Source organism: Pectobacterium polonicum (assembly GCF_005497185.1).
In the GTDB taxonomy this organism is placed as follows: Bacteria; Pseudomonadota; Gammaproteobacteria; order Enterobacterales; family Enterobacteriaceae; genus Pectobacterium; species Pectobacterium polonicum.
The window spans coordinates 70,515-90,551 of the sequence record NZ_RJTN01000020.1; the positions used below are offsets into that span (position 1 = coordinate 70,515).

19 protein-coding genes are annotated in these 20,037 nt (G+C 54.5%); 10 read left to right on the forward strand and 9 right to left on the reverse strand.

Annotated features, from left to right (window positions below; translation table 11 throughout):
- The first annotated feature begins 175 nt into the window (after positions 1-175).
- Together EDI29_RS17825 and EDI29_RS17830 are read left to right on the forward strand one after the other, a co-directional pair.
- Positions 176-1,333, forward strand: coding sequence for a pyridoxal phosphate-dependent aminotransferase (locus EDI29_RS17825; protein WP_137741966.1), 1,158 nt, complete (start codon positions 176-178; stop codon positions 1,331-1,333).
- On the forward strand, positions 1,321-2,088 hold the full coding sequence (locus EDI29_RS17830) for an amidohydrolase (protein WP_137741967.1): 768 nt from the start codon (positions 1,321-1,323) through the stop codon (positions 2,086-2,088). The genes EDI29_RS17825 and EDI29_RS17830 overlap by 13 nt, the downstream gene beginning before the upstream one ends.
- A gap of 35 nt (positions 2,089-2,123) precedes the next feature.
- On the opposite strand, the gene hpxK is transcribed toward EDI29_RS17830, so the two are convergent.
- The 7 genes from hpxK to EDI29_RS17865 form a co-directional block, all read right to left on the reverse strand.
- Entirely contained in the window at positions 2,124-3,386 is a 1,263-nt protein-coding gene (hpxK, locus tag EDI29_RS17835) for an allantoate amidohydrolase (protein WP_137741968.1), read from the reverse strand.
- Positions 3,383-4,627 carry a pyridoxal-phosphate-dependent aminotransferase family protein gene (locus EDI29_RS17840; RefSeq protein ID WP_137741969.1) on the reverse strand — a complete coding sequence of 415 codons (1,245 nt, stop codon included), beginning with the start codon at positions 4,625-4,627 and terminating at the stop codon, positions 3,383-3,385. Before EDI29_RS17840 ends, hpxK begins: the two co-directional genes overlap by 4 nt.
- Before the next feature lie 50 nt (positions 4,628-4,677).
- Positions 4,678-5,421 (reverse strand): amino acid ABC transporter ATP-binding protein, encoded by a 744-nt coding sequence (locus tag EDI29_RS17845; protein WP_137741970.1) that lies wholly within the window; start codon positions 5,419-5,421, stop codon positions 4,678-4,680.
- Positions 5,402-6,055 carry an amino acid ABC transporter permease gene (locus EDI29_RS17850; protein ID WP_011094998.1) on the reverse strand — a complete coding sequence of 218 codons (654 nt, stop codon included), beginning with the start codon at positions 6,053-6,055 and terminating at the stop codon, positions 5,402-5,404. Before EDI29_RS17850 ends, EDI29_RS17845 begins: the two co-directional genes overlap by 20 nt.
- Positions 6,055-6,720, reverse strand: a complete 666-nt coding sequence (locus EDI29_RS17855; protein WP_137741971.1) for an amino acid ABC transporter permease — start codon at positions 6,718-6,720, stop codon at positions 6,055-6,057. Before EDI29_RS17855 ends, EDI29_RS17850 begins: the two co-directional genes overlap by 1 nt.
- Positions 6,721-6,732: 12 nt before the next feature.
- Entirely contained in the window at positions 6,733-7,518 is a 786-nt protein-coding gene (locus tag EDI29_RS17860; RefSeq protein WP_137741986.1) for a transporter substrate-binding domain-containing protein, read from the reverse strand.
- 595 nt (positions 7,519-8,113) lie between these two features.
- A complete protein-coding gene (locus EDI29_RS17865; protein WP_137741972.1) occupies positions 8,114-8,953 on the reverse strand; it encodes a MurR/RpiR family transcriptional regulator in 840 nt (279 codons plus the stop codon).
- 185 nt (positions 8,954-9,138) lie between these two features.
- Between EDI29_RS17865 and EDI29_RS17870 the strand changes: the two genes are divergently transcribed.
- The 4 genes from EDI29_RS17870 to hpxZ are packed head-to-tail and all read left to right on the forward strand — an operon-like array spanning position 9,139 to position 12,733.
- On the forward strand, positions 9,139-10,725 hold the full coding sequence (locus EDI29_RS17870) for a gamma-glutamyltransferase family protein (RefSeq protein ID WP_137741973.1): 1,587 nt from the start codon (positions 9,139-9,141) through the stop codon (positions 10,723-10,725).
- Positions 10,726-10,750: 25 nt separating this feature from the next.
- Positions 10,751-10,942 (forward strand): oxalurate catabolism protein HpxX, encoded by a 192-nt coding sequence (gene hpxX, locus EDI29_RS17875; protein WP_137741974.1) that lies wholly within the window; start codon positions 10,751-10,753, stop codon positions 10,940-10,942.
- On the forward strand, positions 10,939-12,357 hold the full coding sequence (locus EDI29_RS17880; RefSeq protein ID WP_137741975.1) for an AtzE family amidohydrolase: 1,419 nt from the start codon (positions 10,939-10,941) through the stop codon (positions 12,355-12,357). Before hpxX ends, EDI29_RS17880 begins: the two co-directional genes overlap by 4 nt.
- Positions 12,347-12,733, forward strand: coding sequence for an oxalurate catabolism protein HpxZ (gene hpxZ / locus EDI29_RS17885; RefSeq protein ID WP_137741976.1), 387 nt, complete (start codon positions 12,347-12,349; stop codon positions 12,731-12,733). The genes EDI29_RS17880 and hpxZ overlap by 11 nt, the downstream gene beginning before the upstream one ends.
- Positions 12,734-12,878: 145 nt before the next feature.
- Here hpxZ and EDI29_RS17895 read toward each other — a convergent pair whose 3' ends face one another.
- Positions 12,879-13,670: a hypothetical protein gene (locus EDI29_RS17895; RefSeq protein ID WP_137741978.1), complete on the reverse strand. Its 792-nt coding sequence runs from the start codon at positions 13,668-13,670 to the stop codon at positions 12,879-12,881.
- Positions 13,671-14,442: 772 nt separating this feature from the next.
- Between EDI29_RS17895 and proV the strand changes: the two genes are divergently transcribed.
- The 3 genes from proV (at position 14,443) to proX (ending at position 18,001) form a co-directional block, all read left to right on the forward strand.
- A complete protein-coding gene (proV, locus tag EDI29_RS17900; RefSeq protein WP_137741979.1) occupies positions 14,443-15,645 on the forward strand; it encodes a glycine betaine/L-proline ABC transporter ATP-binding protein ProV in 1,203 nt (400 codons plus the stop codon).
- Positions 15,638-16,888, forward strand: a complete 1,251-nt coding sequence (proW, locus tag EDI29_RS17905) for a glycine betaine/L-proline ABC transporter permease ProW (RefSeq protein WP_137741980.1) — start codon at positions 15,638-15,640, stop codon at positions 16,886-16,888. The genes proV and proW overlap by 8 nt, the downstream gene beginning before the upstream one ends.
- A gap of 108 nt (positions 16,889-16,996) precedes the next feature.
- Positions 16,997-18,001 carry a glycine betaine/L-proline ABC transporter substrate-binding protein ProX gene (gene proX, locus EDI29_RS17910; RefSeq protein WP_137741987.1) on the forward strand — a complete coding sequence of 335 codons (1,005 nt, stop codon included), beginning with the start codon at positions 16,997-16,999 and terminating at the stop codon, positions 17,999-18,001.
- A 60-nt stretch (positions 18,002-18,061) separates the two neighbouring features.
- On the opposite strand, the gene EDI29_RS17915 is transcribed toward proX, so the two are convergent.
- The gene (locus tag EDI29_RS17915; RefSeq protein WP_137741981.1) at positions 18,062-19,222 is read right to left on the reverse strand and encodes a lactonase family protein; all 1,161 of its coding nucleotides are present in this window, start codon (positions 19,220-19,222) and stop codon (positions 18,062-18,064) included.
- A 159-nt stretch (positions 19,223-19,381) separates the two neighbouring features.
- Here EDI29_RS17915 and EDI29_RS17920 point away from each other — a divergent pair, with 159 nt between their 5' ends.
- Positions 19,382-19,543: a hypothetical protein gene (locus tag EDI29_RS17920; RefSeq protein ID WP_374213721.1), complete on the forward strand. Its 162-nt coding sequence runs from the start codon at positions 19,382-19,384 to the stop codon at positions 19,541-19,543.
- Positions 19,544-20,037: the final 494 nt, after the last annotated feature.

Below are 20,037 nucleotides of genomic sequence, written 5' to 3' on the forward strand. Positions count from 1 at the left end.
TTCCCGTTTTTGGTCTCTCTGTTTCAAAGCATGCAGTTGCAGGTTTAGATTTTTTCATTATGTCTTAGCACGCAAAGGCATTTAGCCGTTTAAACGTCCAAGCGTCTTGATTGCCAAATACTAACAGCATGTTATATTACCAAGCAATACAGGCTTGCAGGAGTTCTACCCCGCTATGAGCGCCGCTCTGATCCCCGACAGTAAACTGCCTTCGCTGGGCACCACCATCTTTACCCAGATGAGCGCACTGGCCCAACAGCATCAGGCCATCAATCTATCACAAGGTTTCCCTGATTTTGACGGCCCGGATTATTTACAACAGCGGCTGGCGTATCATGTCAGTCAGGGCGCAAACCAATATGCGCCGATGACCGGTGTTGCGCCGCTGCGTCAGGTGATTGCTGAAAAAACCGCAGAGCTGTACGGCTGGCGACCGGATACCGATAGCGAAGTCACCGTCACCGCAGGTGCAACCGAAGCGCTGTTTGCCGCCATTGCGGCACTGGTGCGCCCCGGCGACGAAGTGATTTGTTTCGATCCCAGCTATGACAGCTACGCGCCTGCCGTCACGCTAGCGGGCGGCGTACTCAAACGTATCGCCTTGCAGCCGCCTGCATTTCGCGTGGACTGGTCACATTTTTCCGACTTGCTGAGCGTTCGCACGCGGCTGGTGATTCTGAATACGCCGCACAACCCGTCCGCTACCGTCTGGCAGAAGGCCGATTTTGAGCAACTGTGGCAGGCAATTGCCGCGCGTAACATCTTCGTACTGAGCGATGAAGTCTACGAACACATCTGTTTTGATAGCAACGGGCACGCCAGCGTGCTGGCACATCCGTCGCTGCGTCAACGCGCGATTGCCGTTTCCTCATTTGGCAAAACCTTCCACATGACCGGTTGGAAAGTCGGTTACTGCGTTGCGCCAGCGGCGCTGAGTGCGGAAGTCCGTAAAGTGCACCAGTATCTGACGTTCTCCGTGAACACGCCTGCGCAGTTTGCCATTGCCGATATGTTGCGTGAACAACCGCAACACTGGCGTGAACTGCCCGATTTTTACCGTGCCAAGCGCGATCGCTTTATCAAGGCGCTGGCGGGCAGTCGTTTCGAGATTCTACCCTGCGAAGGCACCTATTTCCTGCTGGCGGACTATCGGGCAATTTCCGATCTGGACGATGTCAGCTTCTGCCGCTGGCTAACTGAACACGTTGGCGTCGCCGCCATTCCGCTCTCCGTCTTTTGCGCCGATCCGTTCCCACACACGTTGATTCGACTATGCTTTGCCAAACAGGAAGCAACGTTGGATGCCGCTGCGGAGCGTTTATGTCGACTTTAAAGATTTCATTGCTGCAACAGCCGCTGGTCTGGCGCGATGGCGAAGCCAACCTGCGCCACTTCGATACCTTACTGGCGGAGATGGCAGGGCGTGATGTCATTGTGCTGCCGGAAATGTTCACCACCGGCTTTGCGATGGAAGCTGCCAGAGGCAGTCTGGAGCAATCAGTCGTAGAAACGTGGCTGCATCAGTGGGCGAAAAAGACCAATGCGCTGATCGGCGGCAGCGTCGCCGTGAACACGCCAAAAGGCGCGGTGAACCGGTTCCTGCTGGTCGATCCGCACGGCGAGGTGTATCACTATGATAAGCGCCATCTGTTCCGCATGGCGGATGAACACCACCACTATCAGGCAGGCACAGAGCGAGTCACCATTGAATGGCGCGGCTGGCGCATCTGCCCGATGATCTGCTACGACCTGCGTTTCCCGGTATGGTCACGCAATCGACAGGATTACGATCTGGCGCTGTATGTTGCCAACTGGCCTGCGCCTCGCGCGGCACACTGGCAGACGTTGCTAGCGGCGCGTGCCATTGAGAATCAGGCCTACGTTGCAGGCTGTAACCGCGTTGGCACCGACGGCAACGGCCACAGCTACCGTGGCGATAGCCTGATTATTAACGCGCAAGGGGAGATTCTGGCCTCTGCCGCCCCCAATCAGCCTGCCCGTCTGGACGCCGAACTGTCGCTGGAAGCGCTGCAAAGCTACCGGGAATCCTTCCCCGCCTGGCGCGATGCCGATCGCTTTACGCTGTAGTGGTTGTGCTGTAGCTGTAATAGCTGTAGCTGTCGTTACTGTGCTGAGGCGTGGTAGAACACCGCCTGATAGAACGCCTGTAGCGCCAGCGTCACATCTGCTGTAGTAACAGATTCGTCAGGATGGTGGCTGATACCGCCGCGGCAGCGGACAAACAACATTGCCACGGGCCAGCGTTCGGCGATAGCGATGGCATCGTGCCCTGCGCCGCTTGGCAACATCAGCGTTTTCCCCTGCACCTGCGTCACTGCGTCGTTTAATACCGACTGTAACGCAGGATCGCAGCGGGTTGCCGCAATACGATAATACTCTTCGGCGCTGAACTGGCAGCCGCGCCGGTGCGCGATAGCCTGTGCCAACGTCAGGAGTTTTTGTAGCAACGCATCCAGCGGTACATCCTCCGGCCCGCGAATATCCAGCGTCATCTTCACCTCACCGGGAATGACGTTCGCCGCCCCCGGTAAACACTGCAACGTACCAAACGTGGCGACCAGATGAGGATCGCTTTCTCGCGTTACCCGTTCTGCCTGCGCCATCCAGTCAGCGGCCGCTGCCAGCGCATCCTGCCGCTGCGTCATCGGCACCGTTCCTGCATGCCCCGCCAGACCGAGAAACGTGCAGTTGAGTCGCCGCGCCCCGTTGATTGCCGTAACCACGCCCAGTGCCAAATCCTGCTGCTCCAGACACGGCCCCTGCTCGATGTGCAATTCCAGATAAGCGACGATGTCACTGACCGGACGTGCCGCCTGCGCCACCTCAAGCGGATCGAGCCCCGCAATGGTCAACGCCTGCGCCACGCTGGTGCCTTCTGCCTCCTCGCACGCCAGCCAGTTTTCCGGCCAGGTGCCAGTCAAACCTCGGCTTCCCAGCAGAGTAATACCAAAACGCGTACCTTCCTCATCGCCGAAGCCGATGATTTCCAGCGCTACGGGCAAACGCATCCCCTGCTGATGGAATGCACGCACGACTTCAATCGCCGTCAATACGCCCAGCATACCATCGTAGCGTCCGGCATTACGTACCGTATCCAGATGCGAGCCGAGCAGCAGCGCCGGTGCATCCGGTGTTAGCCCGTCATAGCGACCGCAAATATTGCCCACGCTATCCTGCCAGACATTCATCCCCGCTTCGCGCATCCACTCCCCCACCAGCCTATTGGCGCGCAGGTGTTCCAGCGACAGATAGACGCGGGTCAGTTGACCGGGCGTTTCGCTAATTTCAGCCAGCGCATCACAGCGCGACATAATCTGTTCAGCGGCAGTCTGTGCAGCAGCGAGCGGCAGTAGAGGTTCACTCATGCACGATCCTCATTTACCGCGTAGCTGTTCCAGGCGGCCTGCAAGGCCTCGCCTTGTACCGTGTTGAATCCAAGACGATTCAGTACCGCCTCCAACGCCGTTAACGTTTGCATCACGCAGTCTTTACGTGCGTTGTAACCCATGGTGCCGATACGCCAGATTTTGCCCTGAAGCGGGCCAAACGAGGTGCCGATCTCAATAGCGAAATCTTCCAACAACAGCTTACGCACCTGTTCGCCGTGAATGCCGTCAGGAATCACCACGCCCAGTACGTTATTCATTTTGTGGTTGAGATCGCCAAAGGTTTCCAGCCCCATTCCCTGAATCCCTGCCACCAACGCATTGCCGTGTAACACATGGCGAACAATGCTGCGATCCAGCCCTTCTTCAAGGATCGTGCGGGCGCACTCGCGCGCAGCGAACAACATGCTCGTCGCTTCGGTATGGTGATTCAGGCGCTCCGGCCCCCAGTAATCCATCACCATTCCAAGATCGAAATAGTTGGAATAGATCATCTCGTCGTCGCCGTCCTGATGCGCGTCGGTTCTGATCCCCTGTTCGACGCATTTACGACGGCGGATCACCGCTTCCATCTGCGGGCTTAGCGTGATCGGTGAACTGCCGGACGGCCCGCCGAGGCATTTCTGCAACCCTGCGGAAACCGCATCCAGTCCCCATTTATCGGTTTCCAGCGGGTTACCGCCGAAAGATGCCGTGGCATCGGTGTAGAACAGCACGCCGTGGCGGCGGCAAATCTCACCCAGCTCCTCCAGCGGTTGCAGCATAGTGGTCGAGGTGTCGCCCTGCACCGTGAGCAACAGGCGCGGGCGCACCGTTTTGATCGCCTCTTCGATCTGGTCAGGTGAAAACACCTCACCCCACGGCACATCGATGGTATGAACCTCGGCACGACAACGGCGGGCAATCTCACACAGCAGATGACCAAAACGACCAAACACTGGCACCAGCACTTTATCGCCGGGGCGGATCGCCGACAGCAGGATCGCTTCGATGCCCGCACGCGAGGTGCCGTCCACCAGCATCGTCCAGCGGTTTTCCGTGCGGAAAAGCTGGCGATAGAGTGCCATGACCTGATTCATGTAATTGGTCATCGCGGGGTCATACTGCCCCACTAATTGGCTGGCCATTGCCCGTAATACGCGCGGATCGGCGTTGATCGGCCCCGGCCCCATCAGTAAACGATGAGGAGGATTAATTTGCGCGTACAGTTCGCTGCTCATGGTTATATGCTCCAAACTTTTGTTTCGACTTACACATTCGACAAGCGTCATTACGCTTCCGATAATCCCCGAACCGAGGCGATAAACTGTTTCAATTCCGGTGTTTTAGGGTTAGCAAACAGCGTTTTGCTGTCGCCCTGTTCCCAGACGGTGCCCTGATGCATAAACACCACGCGATCGCCCACTTCACGGGCAAAATTCATTTCATGCGTTACCAGAATCAGTGTCATGCCTTCTGCGGCAAGCTGTTCCAGCACTTTCAGCACTTCGCCGACGAGTTCAGGATCGAGCGCCGAGGTAATTTCATCGCACAGTAGGACTTTCGGATTCATCGCCAATGCACGGGCAATGGCGACGCGCTGCTGCTGACCGCCCGACAAATTGGCGGGATAATAATGAAGGCGCTCTCCCAGTCCAACCTTGTTGAGCATCTGTTCGCCCAACGCCTGACACTCCGCCGCGCTTTTACCCAGCACGCGGCGCGGCGCCAGCATCACGTTTTCCAGCGCCGTCATGTGCGGAAATAGATTGAAGTTCTGGAACACCATTCCGACCGAGCGGCTGATTTCCCGCGCCTGCGAATCCCTGTCGGTGACCGTCATTCCGCCCAGCTTGATGCTGCCATCCTGATAGCCTTCCAGACCATTCATGCAGCGCAGTAGCGTGCTCTTACCCGAGCCGCTGCGCCCGATGATCGAAATGACCTCACCCATTTCGATATCCAGATCCACCCCTTTCAGGACATGGTTCTGGCCGTAATATTTTTGAACCTGATTAATGGTGATGAGCGGCATTGAATTTCTTCTCCAGATAGCGGCTGTAGTAAGAGAGCGGATAGCACATCAGGAAGTAGCCCAGCGCCACCAATCCGAACACTTTAAACGGCTGGTAGGTCACGTTATTCAGCATGGTTCCCGCTTTGGTCAGTTCGATAAACCCGATGATCGACGCCAGCGCGGTGCCTTTAATCACCTGCACGGAAAACCCAACGGTAGGCGCGATGGCGATACGCATCGCCTGCGGCGCAATCACCCGATAGAGCGTCTGGCCGAAATCCAGCCCGAGACAGCGTGAGGCTTCCCACTGCCCTTTCGGCAAGGCTTCCACGCTGCCGCACCAGATATCCACCAGAAAGGCGCTGGTAAACAGCGTCAGTGCCAGTGCCGCCGCCGTCCACGGGCTGACATCAATACCGAACAGCGCCAGACCGAAAAAGGCGAGAAACAGCTGCATCAGCAGCGGCGTCCCCTGAAACAGCTCGGAATACAGGTGGACAAAGCGCGTCGCCCATTTGCGTTTAGTCAACCGCAGCAGCATCAGCGGAAAGGTCACCAGCGCACCGCCAATGAAGGCCGTCAGCGACAATAGCAGCGTCCAACGCGCCGCCAGCAACAGGTTGCGCACAATATCCCAGTCGGTAAATGTCATCATTGCTGATTCCCCAAGAAACGCCGCCCCGCCAGCAGTAAGAGTTGCCGCATCAGAACAGACAGCACGAGATAACACAGCGTGGTCGCCAGATACACTTCAAAGCTCAGGAACGTACGGGACTGAATCAGGTTGGCGGCGAAGGTCAGTTCCTCGTAGGACACCTGCGACACCACCGACGATCCCAGCATGACGATGATGCACTGACTGACCAGCGCCGGATAAATCCGCTGGAGCGCAGGCGGCAAAATCACACGCAGAAACGTCTGCACGCGCGTCAGCCCCAGCACACGAGCGGCTTCCCACTGGCCTTTCGGCGTCACTTGAATCCCCGCACGGATAATCTCCGTGCTGTACGCACCCAGATTAATCAACATCGCTAACAGCGCAGCCTGCCCGGCAGTCAGCTTCCAACCCAAACTCGGCAAGCCGAAGACGATAAAGAACAGCTGAACCACAAACGGCGTATTGCGGATCAGCTCGACGTAGATCCCCCACAGCCGACTCAGCAGGGTAGGCTTGCCGCTCCGCAAGGCCGCTCCGCAGATACCGATGGCGATGCCGCCAAGGGTTGCCATTACTGTCAGCTCAATGGTGACCCACAGCCCCGCCAGCAGCTCAGGCCAGAACGGCAACAGTGCGGAAAAATTAAGCTGATAGGTCATGACGCGCTCCTACTACGCTTTGATGCTGGCTGGCAGCGGTGCTTTCAGCCATTTTTCCGATAGGCTATTGAGCGTATCGTCTTTCAGTGCCTGTTCGATCAACGCATCAACTTTCGCTTTCAGCGCAGGCTCATCTTTCTTCAGCCCGATGTAGCACGGCGAATCCTTCAGCATAAACTTCGCGACAGGGGCTTTCGTTGGGTTCTGCTCGGCGATAGCGGCGACAACCAAATTGCCCGTGGCAACAAACTCCACCTGCCCTGACAGATATGCCGACAGCGTGGTGTTGTTGTCTTCGTAGCGCTTAATCTGTGCGGCCTTCGGTGCCGTTTCCGTCAGGACCATGTCTTCTACTGCACCGCGTGTGACGCCGATGCTCTTGCCTTCCAGCGCGTCTGACGATGTCAGCGTGCTGTCTTTCGGTCCGAATACACCCAGGAAGAACGGCGCATAAGCGCGACTAAAATCGATCACTTTTTCACGCTCGGCGTTTTTGCCCAAGCTGGAGATCACCAGATCGACCTTATTGGTTTGCAGATACGGCACGCGGTTGGCGCTGGTTACTGGCACCAGCTGCAACTTTAGTTTCATCTCTTTCGCCAGATAACGGGCGATATCGATATCATAACCCTGCGGTTGCAGATCGGTGCCAACCGATCCAAACGGTGGGAAATCCTGCGGCACCGCGACACGCAGCACACCGCGTTTCTCGATATCCTGCAACTGATCGGCCATCGCGCTACCGGCCTGAACCAGTAACATGGCCGCACCCATCACCGCCAGTAACCCTTTTTTGATGCCCAGTTTATTGATCAACATCGTCTCTGCCCCCGGTTAGTGTAATTGAAACGAAAGATTCTTTAAAAACAAAAATTGAAACCATCGTTGCAGAAATTAAGCAAGGAGCATGCCAGATTACATGGGTACTCTTGGCGATGGGGAACAGCGTAGAAGGTCAGAGAACCGTGCTGGAATATGGATATTGAGTATCGGTGGAATGTTTCGGGCGTGATTACAGAGAGATAATTTATGCAACTCATGCACCACGCCCGACGTAGGGCTGCTCAGTCGCCGCAGCCCTACGAACCCTGGCTTTCGGCGTGAATTATGCCGCTACGCGGTACATTCGAAACGCGTGTCATCCTGTCGAACCGCCTGTGACGCGCTCCCGACGCGGCACAGGCTTTCGCAGCGTCCATGCTGCTCATTCGGGATGACCCGCATTTCTCATCATAATTTTTTACGCCCATGAACAGATAACAACGAGAAACAATCCACAGCGTTGCGTCACAAAAATAATCCAGTGCTATCACGCCCGAAACGATCCACATGGCTATATAGCAACCAATTAATTCGCACCGCAATAGTGCAAAAGCACCACACTGACGCACCATTAGCGTTGCTCAAGCTCATCCAGTTCACCATAAAGATCCACGATCTGGTGGATGCGTTGGCGTCCGTCACGCAGCATTTCATGTAATAGCGCGTTGCTGATCACATTCACCAAACTCATCGCAGACGAATAGCTGTCAAACGCCGATACGCTGTCCAGCGGGACGCACAGCGACCAGGTTGCCAGCGACATTAGCGTACTGGCCTGTGGTTCGCACAGCAGCAGCACGGGTACGCCGCGCTTTTGCAATTGTGCTAGCAGCGGTTGAATCAGCCGTGGACGGCGGCGAAAGGCCACGACAATCACGACATCCTGCGCCGTAAGATCCACCAGCTCTTCGGATAGCGTCTGCCCCGGCTGCGCCAATAGCGTGACCTGTTGGCGAATCTGAAGCAGCTGTTGGCGCAGGTGCAGCGCCACAGGGTAGCTGTTGCGTAGCCCGATCAAGCACAGGCGCTGCGCCTGCATCAGCGCCTGAATTACCGCACCAAACTGTACGGGATCAATCTGGTTTATCCACTGCGTCAGATTCGCCATTTCCTGCTTGTAATGCCGTGCCAGCAGCGTATTCCCCTGCACCGCATCACGGTTATCCGCCAGCGGCATCCCACTCTGGCGCAGCGTTCTCAGTTCATCGCGCATGTCACGGTAACTGGGGTAGCCCAGCCGTTTGAACAACCGACTAACGGTCGCTTTGGAAACGCCACTCAGCCGCGCCAACTCGGCGCTGTTGTAGCTAATCAGATCGTCAAAGTGATCGAAGATGAAATCCGCAACGCGCTGTTCCTGTGGTGAAAGCTCGCTATAGCGATCCCGTAATCGTTCATCTATTTGCATCATCGTCTCTCGTCCATTGCGCATGCTGTAACGTTTGTTTCATTGCGCAGAACATAGCACAGGATTGTCAGGATGATATACGCACGCGTACCGACTTCCCACCGCACCGAAAAACTGGAACGCTGTTTGCTTATAGCTAGGGTTAATAGAGCAACTCACATTTACCCTACATAAAAAGGAATCCTGAAATGATGCAAAGTAATACCGCCCCGTTGGGCATGGCGGTGGCACCCCATCATTTAGCCAGTGCCAGCGCATTGGCGGTTCTGCGTGAAGGCGGAAACGCGATTGAAGCCATGGTCGCGGCGGCAGCAACCATTGCCGTGGTGTATCCGCATATGAACGGGATCGGCGGCGACGGTTTCTGGCTGATTGTGCCACCACACGGTGAACCCGTTGCCATTGATGCCAGCGGTGCTGCGGGGTCATTGGCCTGTCGTGAGCTCTATCGGGGTGAAAACCGCATCCCGCATCGCGGCCCGAAAGCGGCGCTGACGGTCGCGGGCACCGTCGGCGGCTGGCAGGAAGCGTTAGCATTCTCTCAAGAACTGGGAGGAGAACCGCTGCCGCTCGCTCGCTTACTGTCTGACGCGATTCGCTATGCGGCGGACGGCATTCCCGTTACGCAATCACAGGAAGATGCACTCACCCAGCGCTATCACGAACTGAGCGATTTTCCTGCCTTTAGCCAGCTGTTTATGCCGCAGGGGAATGTCCCACGTGCGGGTAGCCGTTTCACGCAGCCCGACTTAGCCGAGACCTTAACGACGCTGAGCATTGAAGGGTTGGACAGCTTTTATCGCGGCTCCGTCGCCGCCCGTCTCGCAGCACAGATGACCCAGCTCGGGATGCCGTTGACGGCTGACGATCTGGCGAACTACCGCGCCAAGCGAACAACGCCGCTGGTGTTGCAACACAGTAAAGGCGATATTTATAACCTCGCGCCGCCAACGCAGGGTCTGGTATCCCTCGCGATCCTCGGCCTGACCGATCATTTAGACATGGAAGATCTGAGCGATAGCCAGACGATCCATCGCATTGTCGAATCCACCAAGCTGGCGTTTGGCCTGCGTGACCGCTTCATTACCGACCCCAAACTGATGACGCAGGATGTTCAGGCGCTGCTGGAAAACGATGCGCTTGGCGCACTGGCGCGACAGGTCGATACCCGCAAAGCCGCGCCGTGGGGAGAAGGCAAAGGCCCCGGCGACACCGTCTGGATGGGCGTATGCGACAGCAGCGGCCTGTGCGTCTCTTTCATTCAGAGTATTTATCACGAATTCGGCAGCGGCGTTGTGCTACCGGGAACCGGCGTGCTCTGGCAGAACCGCGGCGCCTCGTTCAGCCTCGATCCGGCACACTTACTGGCGTTAGAACCGGGCAAACAGCCGTTTCATACCTTAAATCCTGCCGCTGCACGCCTGTCCGACGGGCGAACCATGGTCTACGGTTCGATGGGCGGAGACGGACAGCCGCAGACGCAGGCGGCTCTCTTTATCCGTCACGTCCAGCAAGGTCTGCCGCTGCAACAGGCGATTACCGCTCCACGCTGGCTGCTCGGTCGCACCTGGGGACAGTCCTCCGACACACTCAAGATCGAAGATCGCTTTAAACCCGCCACCGTGGATGCCCTGCGCCAACTCGGTCACGACGTCGAGCTATTGGGCAGTTTTAGTGAAACCGTCGGTCACGCGGGAGCCATCGTGCGCCACACCAACGGCATGCTGGAAGGCGCTTTCGATCCACGCAGCAACGGCAGCGCGGCTGGCTTCTAGTCCTACTTAACTCGGAGAAAATGACATGGCGATGATCGAACAAGACGCGCTGGCAGCCTATCTGCAACAGATGGAAACGCTGCTATCCCTGCAACTCAGCCAGGAACGGCGTCAGGAACTGTTGGTGCAATTCAGCCGCATCCATGCGATGGCACAGCCGTTGATGGCATTCCCTCTCGATGAGCATCAGGACATTGCCGGGGTGTATACGCTATGAGTTTATACGCCAAAACAGCGTCCTCATCGTTATCCATCCGGCAGATTCAGCAAGGCTTGCAGGCTGGAACGTTCTCCGCCAAAGAGCTTGCACAGCAGGCACTAGGCACGATTGAGCAGACCAACCCCACGATTAATGCCTATACCCATGTCACCGGCGAACGCATGTTGGCAGAAGCAGAGCGCATCGACTCAAGCCGTCAACGCGGGGAAGCCTTGCCCGCGCTGGCCGGTGTGCCTTACGCCGTCAAGAACCTGTTTGATGTCAGTGGCGAAACCACGCTGGCGGGTGCCGAACTTCTCAGCCAGCGACCACCCGCCAAGCAGGACGCCTTTGCCATCCGTCAGCTTGCCAGTCAGGGCGCGCTGCTGTCCGGCATGTTGAATATGGACGCCTATGCCTACGGCTTTACCACCGAAAACAGCCATTACGGCCCCACGCGCAACCCGCTCGACACGCTGCGCATCGCGGGTGGATCGTCTGGCGGATCGGCGGCAGCCGTCGCCGCAGGGCTGGTTAACTTTACACTGGGCAGCGACACGAATGGCTCGATCCGCGTGCCATCGTCGCTCTGCGGCATTTTCGGGCTGAAGCCGACATTTGGCCGTTTATCACGTCACGGTAGCCACCCGTTTGTCGCCAGCCTCGACCACATCGGCCCGTTCGCACGTAGCGCAGACGATCTGGCATTGGTGTTCGACGCACTACAAGGTCACGATGAACACGATCGTTTTCAGGCCAAGCGAGAAACGCAGCATACTGCCAAACAGTTGGAAGCAGGCAGCGATGGACTGCGCTATGCGGTGCTTGATGGCTACTTTTCCACATGGACTAGCGAGGAGGCAAAAGCTGCCGTCAGTCAGATTGCACAAGCGCTAGGCGCACAGGACAGCCTGACACTAACCGATGCCGCACTGGCGCGCAGCGCCGCCTTTATTCTGTCGGCCAGCGAAGGTGGGAACCAGTATTTACCTGACTTACGTACTCAACCTGAACGCTTCGAGCCCCTGTCACGCGAGCGGTTGCTGGCTGGCGCGATGATCCCCGCCGCCTGGTATATACAGGCTCAGCGCTTCCGTAACTATTTTCGTCAACAGATGCTGGCGCTGTTTGAACACACCGATCTGCTGATCGCCCCCGCAACGCCCTGCTCCGCCACGCTGATTGGTCAGGAAACCATGCGCATTAATGATACCGACCTGCCCGTACGCGCCAATATGGGCATGCTGACACAGCCAATCTCCTTCGTCGGGCTACCGGTCGTGACGGTGCCGGTGGCAACCGCCAGCGGCCTGCCGATAGGTATTCAGATTATTGCCGCACCGTGGCGCGAGGATCTGTGCCTGCGGACGGCATGGGCGCTGGAGCAGCAGGGCATCACCTATACAGTAGAGGAAAGAAAATATGTTGCCTGACGATATCAATCAGTCGGATGTGCTGACAGACGTGACCGCCGCGTTCTATCGCTATGAGAAAGCCTTAACGGGTAATGACATTGCGGTGCTGGATGAACTGTTCTGGCACGATGAAAAAACGGTGCGCTACGGTGCGGGAGAAAATCTGTACGGGATAGAGGAAATCCGCGCCTTTCGCCTCGCTCGCCCTTCTGTCGGTCTGGACAGAACGCTGCGTAATACGGTCATCACCGCTTATGGTCATGATATGGCCGTCGCCAGTACGGAGTTTACCCGTGCAGGCAGTACGAAGATTGGCCGTCAAATGCAAACCTGGGTAAAAATGCCAGAAGGCTGGCGTATTGTCGCCGCTCACGTCAGCCTGATAAGTGAATAACAATAAAAGACACAAGCGAAGCCGTATGCGCTTGTGTCAGTTGTCTGCTATCGATTTACCCGCTAGGTTAGGGGCATTTGAGGCCAGATAATATTTGCCATCAATAAGCACATATTCACCTGAGGCCAGCTTACGCTTTATCACATCACGCGCCGCCATTTGCAGTTTTTTCCCCAAAGCGAAAAATGCCTGTTCTTGAAGACTTAACGTCGTAATATCGTGTGAGGATGACATAGCCTCTCCTGTCTGAACCAAGGCGATTAAATGACCGCATACTGGGGATACGAATGTTAAATCGATTTTTCCCTGCTAACCCCAGCAAACCATCATATAAATCAGTGAGATCAATTACCCTTTTTCCCGAAAGATCGGGAGCGGCACACCAATAATAAGCGCCCGATTGGGAAACATTGTAGTGGTCAAAAATTGCTCTGGCAACCGACGTAATCACCTTTAGAATTTGCCCAGCGTTGAGCTCAACATGCTGGTAAGCTTCCAAACGTTCTTGATTCTCGACTTTATCAAAAGCAACTGTCCAAAGACCTGTCTGGGGCATTTGGAAACCAGGTATGTTATGTTTCTCATCAATCCCCTTATTGAGCAATTCATCCACAGATTGGAGCTTCTGGAAGCCGATGGCATAGACCATGCCACCAACGATAAACTGACGCATAAGCAACTCACCGTTCCCTGTATATACCCCAAATAATTCGAGTTGCAGGAAGGCGGCAAGAGAGGGAGTCCCGATGAGCTTACTCAGGTAAGTGATTCGGGTGAGTGACAAACCTGCCATGCCATAGGCAGGTTTGAACGCTGCTTGCAGCGGCCCCAACGGGGCGAGGCACACGCAAGTGTGCTGAGTAGCGCAGCCAACGCACCTGCGGCTTGAAGTATTACGGGTATAGTCGTCGAAATCATGGTATTCCCAAATGACCACTGTTAGCTTTTCCTTAGCAGAAATCAGATGAGCAGATAACCAAAATACCTTTCTTGTGACAATGTCCTTATTTCTCTTTCTGGTTTTGCTTCGCAATTTTTAAAAACACTCAAAAATCCCCACTTGCCGATGGCGTTATCCTCTAAATATGACAGATATATTATTCGGAACACTCTCATTTATTGGTGGGAATTAATGCAATCATTTAACCCACTATATCTTTGCTATACTGTATAAAATACCGACAGATAGCATAAGTAAAAAATGTATCTACGTCGGTCTATTTGGGTGTCTATAAGACAAAAATCGTGATTTATTTACCCTATTATTCGATTAGTGGAATTCACTATAAATGGTGATGTATTCACAATCAGAAAAGGTTATATCAGCCACTAATCCAATACGTAATAACTAACAGATAACGCACTGTTATAAAAAGAATTACCTTTCAAATCAAAAATCATAAAGATCACATAAATCATGAAGATAACGTAGTGATAATCGCGTTACCGTCACAGGAAATATCAACCATCGCTGATGGAGATATAGCCTAAATAATTCAAGTTTCAGGCAGGCGGCAAGAGAGGGAATCCCGATGAGCTTACTCAAGTAAGTGATTCGGGTGAGTGAACGCAGCCAACGCACATGCAACTTGAAGTATGACGGATATAAAGGGTTGTCTCAGAATCTGAGTATGGTAGGGTAGATTATGTTTAATCATTATCAGGGCTACGTTATAGAATTATAAACGACACAGGAAAACAATAATTTCATGGCAATTAAACTTGAAGTAAAGAATCTTTATAAGATATTTGGCGAGCACCCAGACAGAGCATTTAAACTGATTGATAAAGGCCTGAGCAAAGATCAGGTATTTGAAAAAACAGGGCTTACTGTCGGGGTAAAAGATGCCAGTCTGGCCATTGAAGAAGGCGAGATATTTGTCATCATGGGATTATCCGGTTCCGGCAAATCAACCATGGTACGCCTTCTCAATCGTCTGATCGAACCCACTCGGGGTCAGGTGCTGATCGACGGTGAAGATATCTCTAAAATATCCGATGCCGCGCTGCGCGACGTGCGCCGCAAAAAGATCAGTATGGTGTTCCAATCCTTTGCGCTCATGCCGCATCTGAATATCCTCAGCAATACCGCGTTTGGTATGGAACTGGCTGGCGTACCGAAAGCGGAACGTGAGCAAAAAGCGCTGGATGCATTGCAGCAGGTCGGCCTGGAAGCCTATGCGGCGTCTTACCCGGATGAGCTGTCTGGCGGGATGCGGCAGCGTGTCGGTCTGGCGCGTGCGTTAGCAAATAACCCCGATATCCTGTTGATGGATGAGGCGTTCTCCGCACTCGACCCATTAATCCGAACCGAAATGCAGGATGAGCTGATCAAGCTCCAGTCCCGTCATCAACGCACTATCGTCTTTATCTCGCACGATCTGGATGAAGCGATGCGTATCGGTGACCGGATTGCCATCATGCACGGCGGTGAAGTGATTCAGGTCGGTACGCCCGATGAGATCCTGAATAACCCCGCCAATGACTATGTGCGCACCTTTTTCCGCGGTGTCGATATCAGCCACGTATTTAGCGCCAAAGATATCGCTCGTCGTCGCCCGGTCACCTTGATTCGTAAAACCCCCGGCGTGGGACCGCGTTCCGCGCTGAAAATCCTTCAGGACGAAGACCGTGACTACGGCTACGTACTGGAAGGTGGGAAACGTTTCATTGGCATCGTGTCTATTGATTCACTGAAGCAGGCGCTGAAAGAACAGCAGCCGCTGGAACAGGCGTTACTGCCCGAACCTGTTCCCGTGCCCGCAGATATGTCACTCAACGAGCTGATTTCTCAGGTCGCACAGGCTCCCTGTGCCGTTCCTGTCGTCGGCGAAAACCATGAGTACATTGGCATCATTTCCAAAGGAATGTTGCTACAGGCACTGGATAAGGAAGGAGTGACCCATGAGTAAATCAACCTCAAATCCGTGGGACACCACCACGGCACAACATCAGCCTGCCGAGCAAAACGCAACGCCTGAGCAGGGCAATCACGCCGCGCAAAGCGATCCGTGGGCAACCAGCCCGCAGAGCACGCCAGCCAATCACGCTGCTGATAGTGCTACGCCTGATAGTGCCCCGCAGAGTAGCGATCCTTGGTCTACAGGTACGCCAGCCAACGGCGGCGATGCCTGGGGCAGCGCGCCAGCTCCTGATGGTTCTGCCGATGCCGCGCATCAGGCTGCGCAATCCGGCAGTGATTGGTTAAACAGCGCTGCCCCGGCGACGCCCGAGCATTTCAACCTGCTCGATCCGTTTAAGGACACGCTGATCCCGCTGGACAACTGGGTTACCCACGGCATCGACTGGGTGGTACTGCATTTCAGGCCAGTTTTTCAGGGCGTTCGCGTCCCGGTCGACTTTATTCTAGGTGGCTTTCAACAATTCTTGCTGGGTATGCCGGCCCCTATAGCCATTCTGGTGTTTTCGCTGATTGCCTGGCAGATGTCCAGCCTAGGAATGGGTGTCGCCACCCTGCTGTCCCTAATTGCCATTGGCGCGATTGGTGCCTGGTCGCAGGCCATGATCACGTTAGCGCTGGTATTGACTGCGCTGTTCTTCTGCGTGCTCATCGGGCTCCCCGTCGGGATCTGGCTGGCACGTAGCGAACGGGCTGCGAAGTTTATCCGTCCACTGCTCGATGCCATGCAGACCACGCCCGCGTTCGTCTATCTGGTGCCTATCGTCATGCTGTTCGGGATCGGTAACGTGCCGGGCGTCGTGGTGACCATCATCTTTGCCCTGCCGCCGATTATTCGTTTAACGATTCTGGGTATTCGTCAGGTGCCAGCCGATCTGATTGAAGCCGCCGAGTCATTCGGTGCCAGCCCGCGCCAGATGCTGTTTAAGGTTCAGCTCCCGCTGGCCATGCCGACCATCATGGCAGGTGTTAACCAGACGCTGATGCTGGCGCTGTCGATGGTGGTTATCGCCTCGATGATCGCCGTAGGCGGTCTGGGCCAGATGGTACTGCGCGGCATTGGTCGTCTGGATATGGGCCTGGCTGCCGTCGGTGGTGTCGGGATCGTCATTCTGGCGATTATTCTCGACCGTCTTACCCAATCTCTGGGACGCGATCGCCGTAGCAAGGGCAACAAAAGCTGGTACGCCAGCGGCCCGATTGGCCTACTGACCCGTCCTTTCATCAAGCCGTAACGCTCGTCCCGCTTGTCTGGCACACGCCAGACAAGCGGCGACATTCACTATTCGTTTTATCAGCAATATTTACGATCTCAACGCACGATAAAAACAGAGGGAATCATGATGCGTAACACCAAACTTTGGGCCGCCGCCCTGACCACCGCCCTGTTGAGTACACAGGTTTACGCCGCCGATACCGCACAACCCGGCAAAGGTATTGCCGTTATTCCAGTGCAAAGCACCATCTCTGAGGAAACGTTCCAGACGCTGCTGGTCAGCCGCGCGTTGGAAAAGCTCGGCTATGACGTGCAATCTCCCCGTGAAGTGGACTATAACGTCGCCTACACCTCAATTGCCTCCGGCGACGCGACATTTATCGCGGTGAACTGGGACCCGCTGCACGCCGATCAATATAAAGCCGCCGGCGGAGACGCAAAATTCTACCGTCAGGGTGAATATGTCTCCGGTGCCGCACAGGGTTACCTGATCGATAAAAAAACCGCTGAAAAATACAACATTACCAATATTGCGCAGTTAAAAGACCCGAAAATTGCCAAGCTGTTTGATACCAACGGCGATGGCAAAGCCGATCTGACGGGCTGTACGCCGGGCTGGGGATGTGAAGCCGCTATCAATCACCATCTTCCCGCCTATGGTTTAACCAACACGGTAGAACATAATCAGGGGAACTATGCGGCGATGATCGCCGACACCATCACCCGCTACAAAGAGGGCAAGCCGATTCTGTACTACACCTGGACGCCGTACTGGGTAAGTGATGTGCTGGTTCCGGGACGTGACGTAGTCTGGTTGCAGGTGCCTTTCTCTTCTCAACCGGGAGAAATGAAAGACGTCAGCACCAAGCTACCAAACGGAGCCGACTATGGCTTCCCTGTTAACACCATGAAGATTGCCGCGAATAAGGCATGGGCTGAGAAAAACCCCGCAGCGGCGAAATTGTTCGCCATCATGAAGCTACCGATTGCCGATGTGAATGCGCAGAACCTGCGTATGCATGAAGGACAGGGTTCACAGAAGGATATCGAACGTCATGTTGATGGCTGGATCAAAGCCCACCAGCAGCTGTTTGACGGCTGGGTGAAAACCGCTGCCAATGCCGCGAAATAATCACCGGTAGACGAGCGCCCCTTTCACAGGAAAGGGGCGTTTTTTATCGATGAGCGGCAATTACGGCAGTTTAACGATGTCGACCCAATTCGCGCCTTTTCCAGTCGGGTAGCGCCCGACTCGCACTAAATCACCGTTATCCTGATTGATACGATACACCGATAGTGACGTCGATTTTTCACCGCTGGCGATCAGGAATTGCCCACTTGGATCGATCTGAATACCGCGCGGCTGCGTTTCCGTCGGGTAGCGCGTAATGTATTTCAACTGACCCGTTTTCGGCTCAACCCGCAACAGCGTAATCGTGCTTTTGGTGCGTTCCGATACGTACAGGAATTTTCCATTTGGCGTCAAACGCAAATCGGCGCTCCATATCTGCGGCCGACCATCAGCATTATTTTTATCCGGCGCGATCGTTCCCGCTCTCATCCCAGCCTCGGTAGGAATGGTGTCGGTGTAATCCAACAGCGTAAGCTGCCCTGTCCTTTCATCCAGCGACAAACGCGCAACTTTGCCGGACAATTCGTTGCTCACGTAGAGCGTTTTATTATCTGGTGATAACACCAGATGGCGTGGCCCATTTCCTTCAGGGAGTTTAATTTCGGCTGGCTCATTCGGCGTCAACGTCCCCGTTTTTGCATCAAACCGGAACTGCACAATTTGATCGCTGCCTAGATTGCTGGCAAAGACGAACTTATTTTTGCGATCGGCAATAATGCTGTGCGCTTTCTCACCTGTCGGCACTACCGTGACCGCACTCGCGTTCACCTTGCCCTCGTTATCGATACCATTAACCGCGATTTTATTGCCGCCGTACGACGCACTGAACAACCATTTCCCCGTGAGGTCCGTCGAGATGTAGGCCATGCTGTCCGGTAGTTCTGCTTTGCCTAACGGGCTCAGCACACCGCTCTTGGCATCGATTTTATAGCTGACCGCCGAGTAGGGAATACCGCGCGTAGCAGCATAGAGGTGCGATTTATCTGGGCTAACGGCCAGCGGCATCACTTTTGCACCAGCGGCAGCTTTCCCGATGGCGGTCAATTCGCCGCTTTGCATATTGAGCACATAGGCATCGATTGCGCCGTCACCGGCAGCAGAAACATAAACCGCCGTCACCGCCTGCGCCCCGATTGACCACAGCGCAGCTGCTGGCAGAAATGCACATCCCATTAGCACCGCAATACTTTTTTTCTTAAACACCTGATAATGCTTAAACATACTGTCCCCTGTCGAAAGTGGTATAACGCTGGCGATAAGCTAAATCAATCTCATTAAAAACAAAACAAACTTAATAGGCACAAAGATATTCTGGTATCTCATAAGACTCGCCGGAGACTATCGCTTCCGTTCTTAACATTATATTAACGTTCCGAAACTATGCCTCTTCAGCAAAAATCTGCATCTTCTCAGCCGCAATCGGGACTCAGTCTGTCTTTGACCCTGATTATGTCTATCGCGATTGGCCTTGCCGCCGCCAGTAACTATTATGCCCAGTCGCTGCTGCGCATGCAGCGATTCTGGTTATCTGTCCTGTGCTAACGTCAGCATTATATAGACCTTGGCTCCCCCCACCCTGCGGCTATTTTAAAGGTGTTATCGGCCTGTTCTTGTAAGCGTCGAATGCATTGATGTAATGGCTAACCCATCATCGCGGGATGCAGAAAACTATCTCGCTGTTATAGGCAGTTGTGATTCTTCAATGAAGTCAGTGAACGCATTGAAATAGGATGGCACCACCAATATGGTTCAAAAAACAACCTATCCATGTCATCAAATTAAATACCTTTCATATAAAAATAAATCATGCTTAATTATTGACAACATAATTAATCGTTAGTATAAATGCAACCTGGACGCAACAAATCATTAACAAGGATGTTTAATGTGAATAATCTGTCGATCAGGAACCGCGAGCTAATTCCATTAAAAGGAATCAGCAGTAATGTTGAATTTATTACTTTTCATGGTTTATCAGATGGAAAAGAACACATTGCGCTAAAATTCTCCCACTGGGATGGAAATTCAGATCCTTT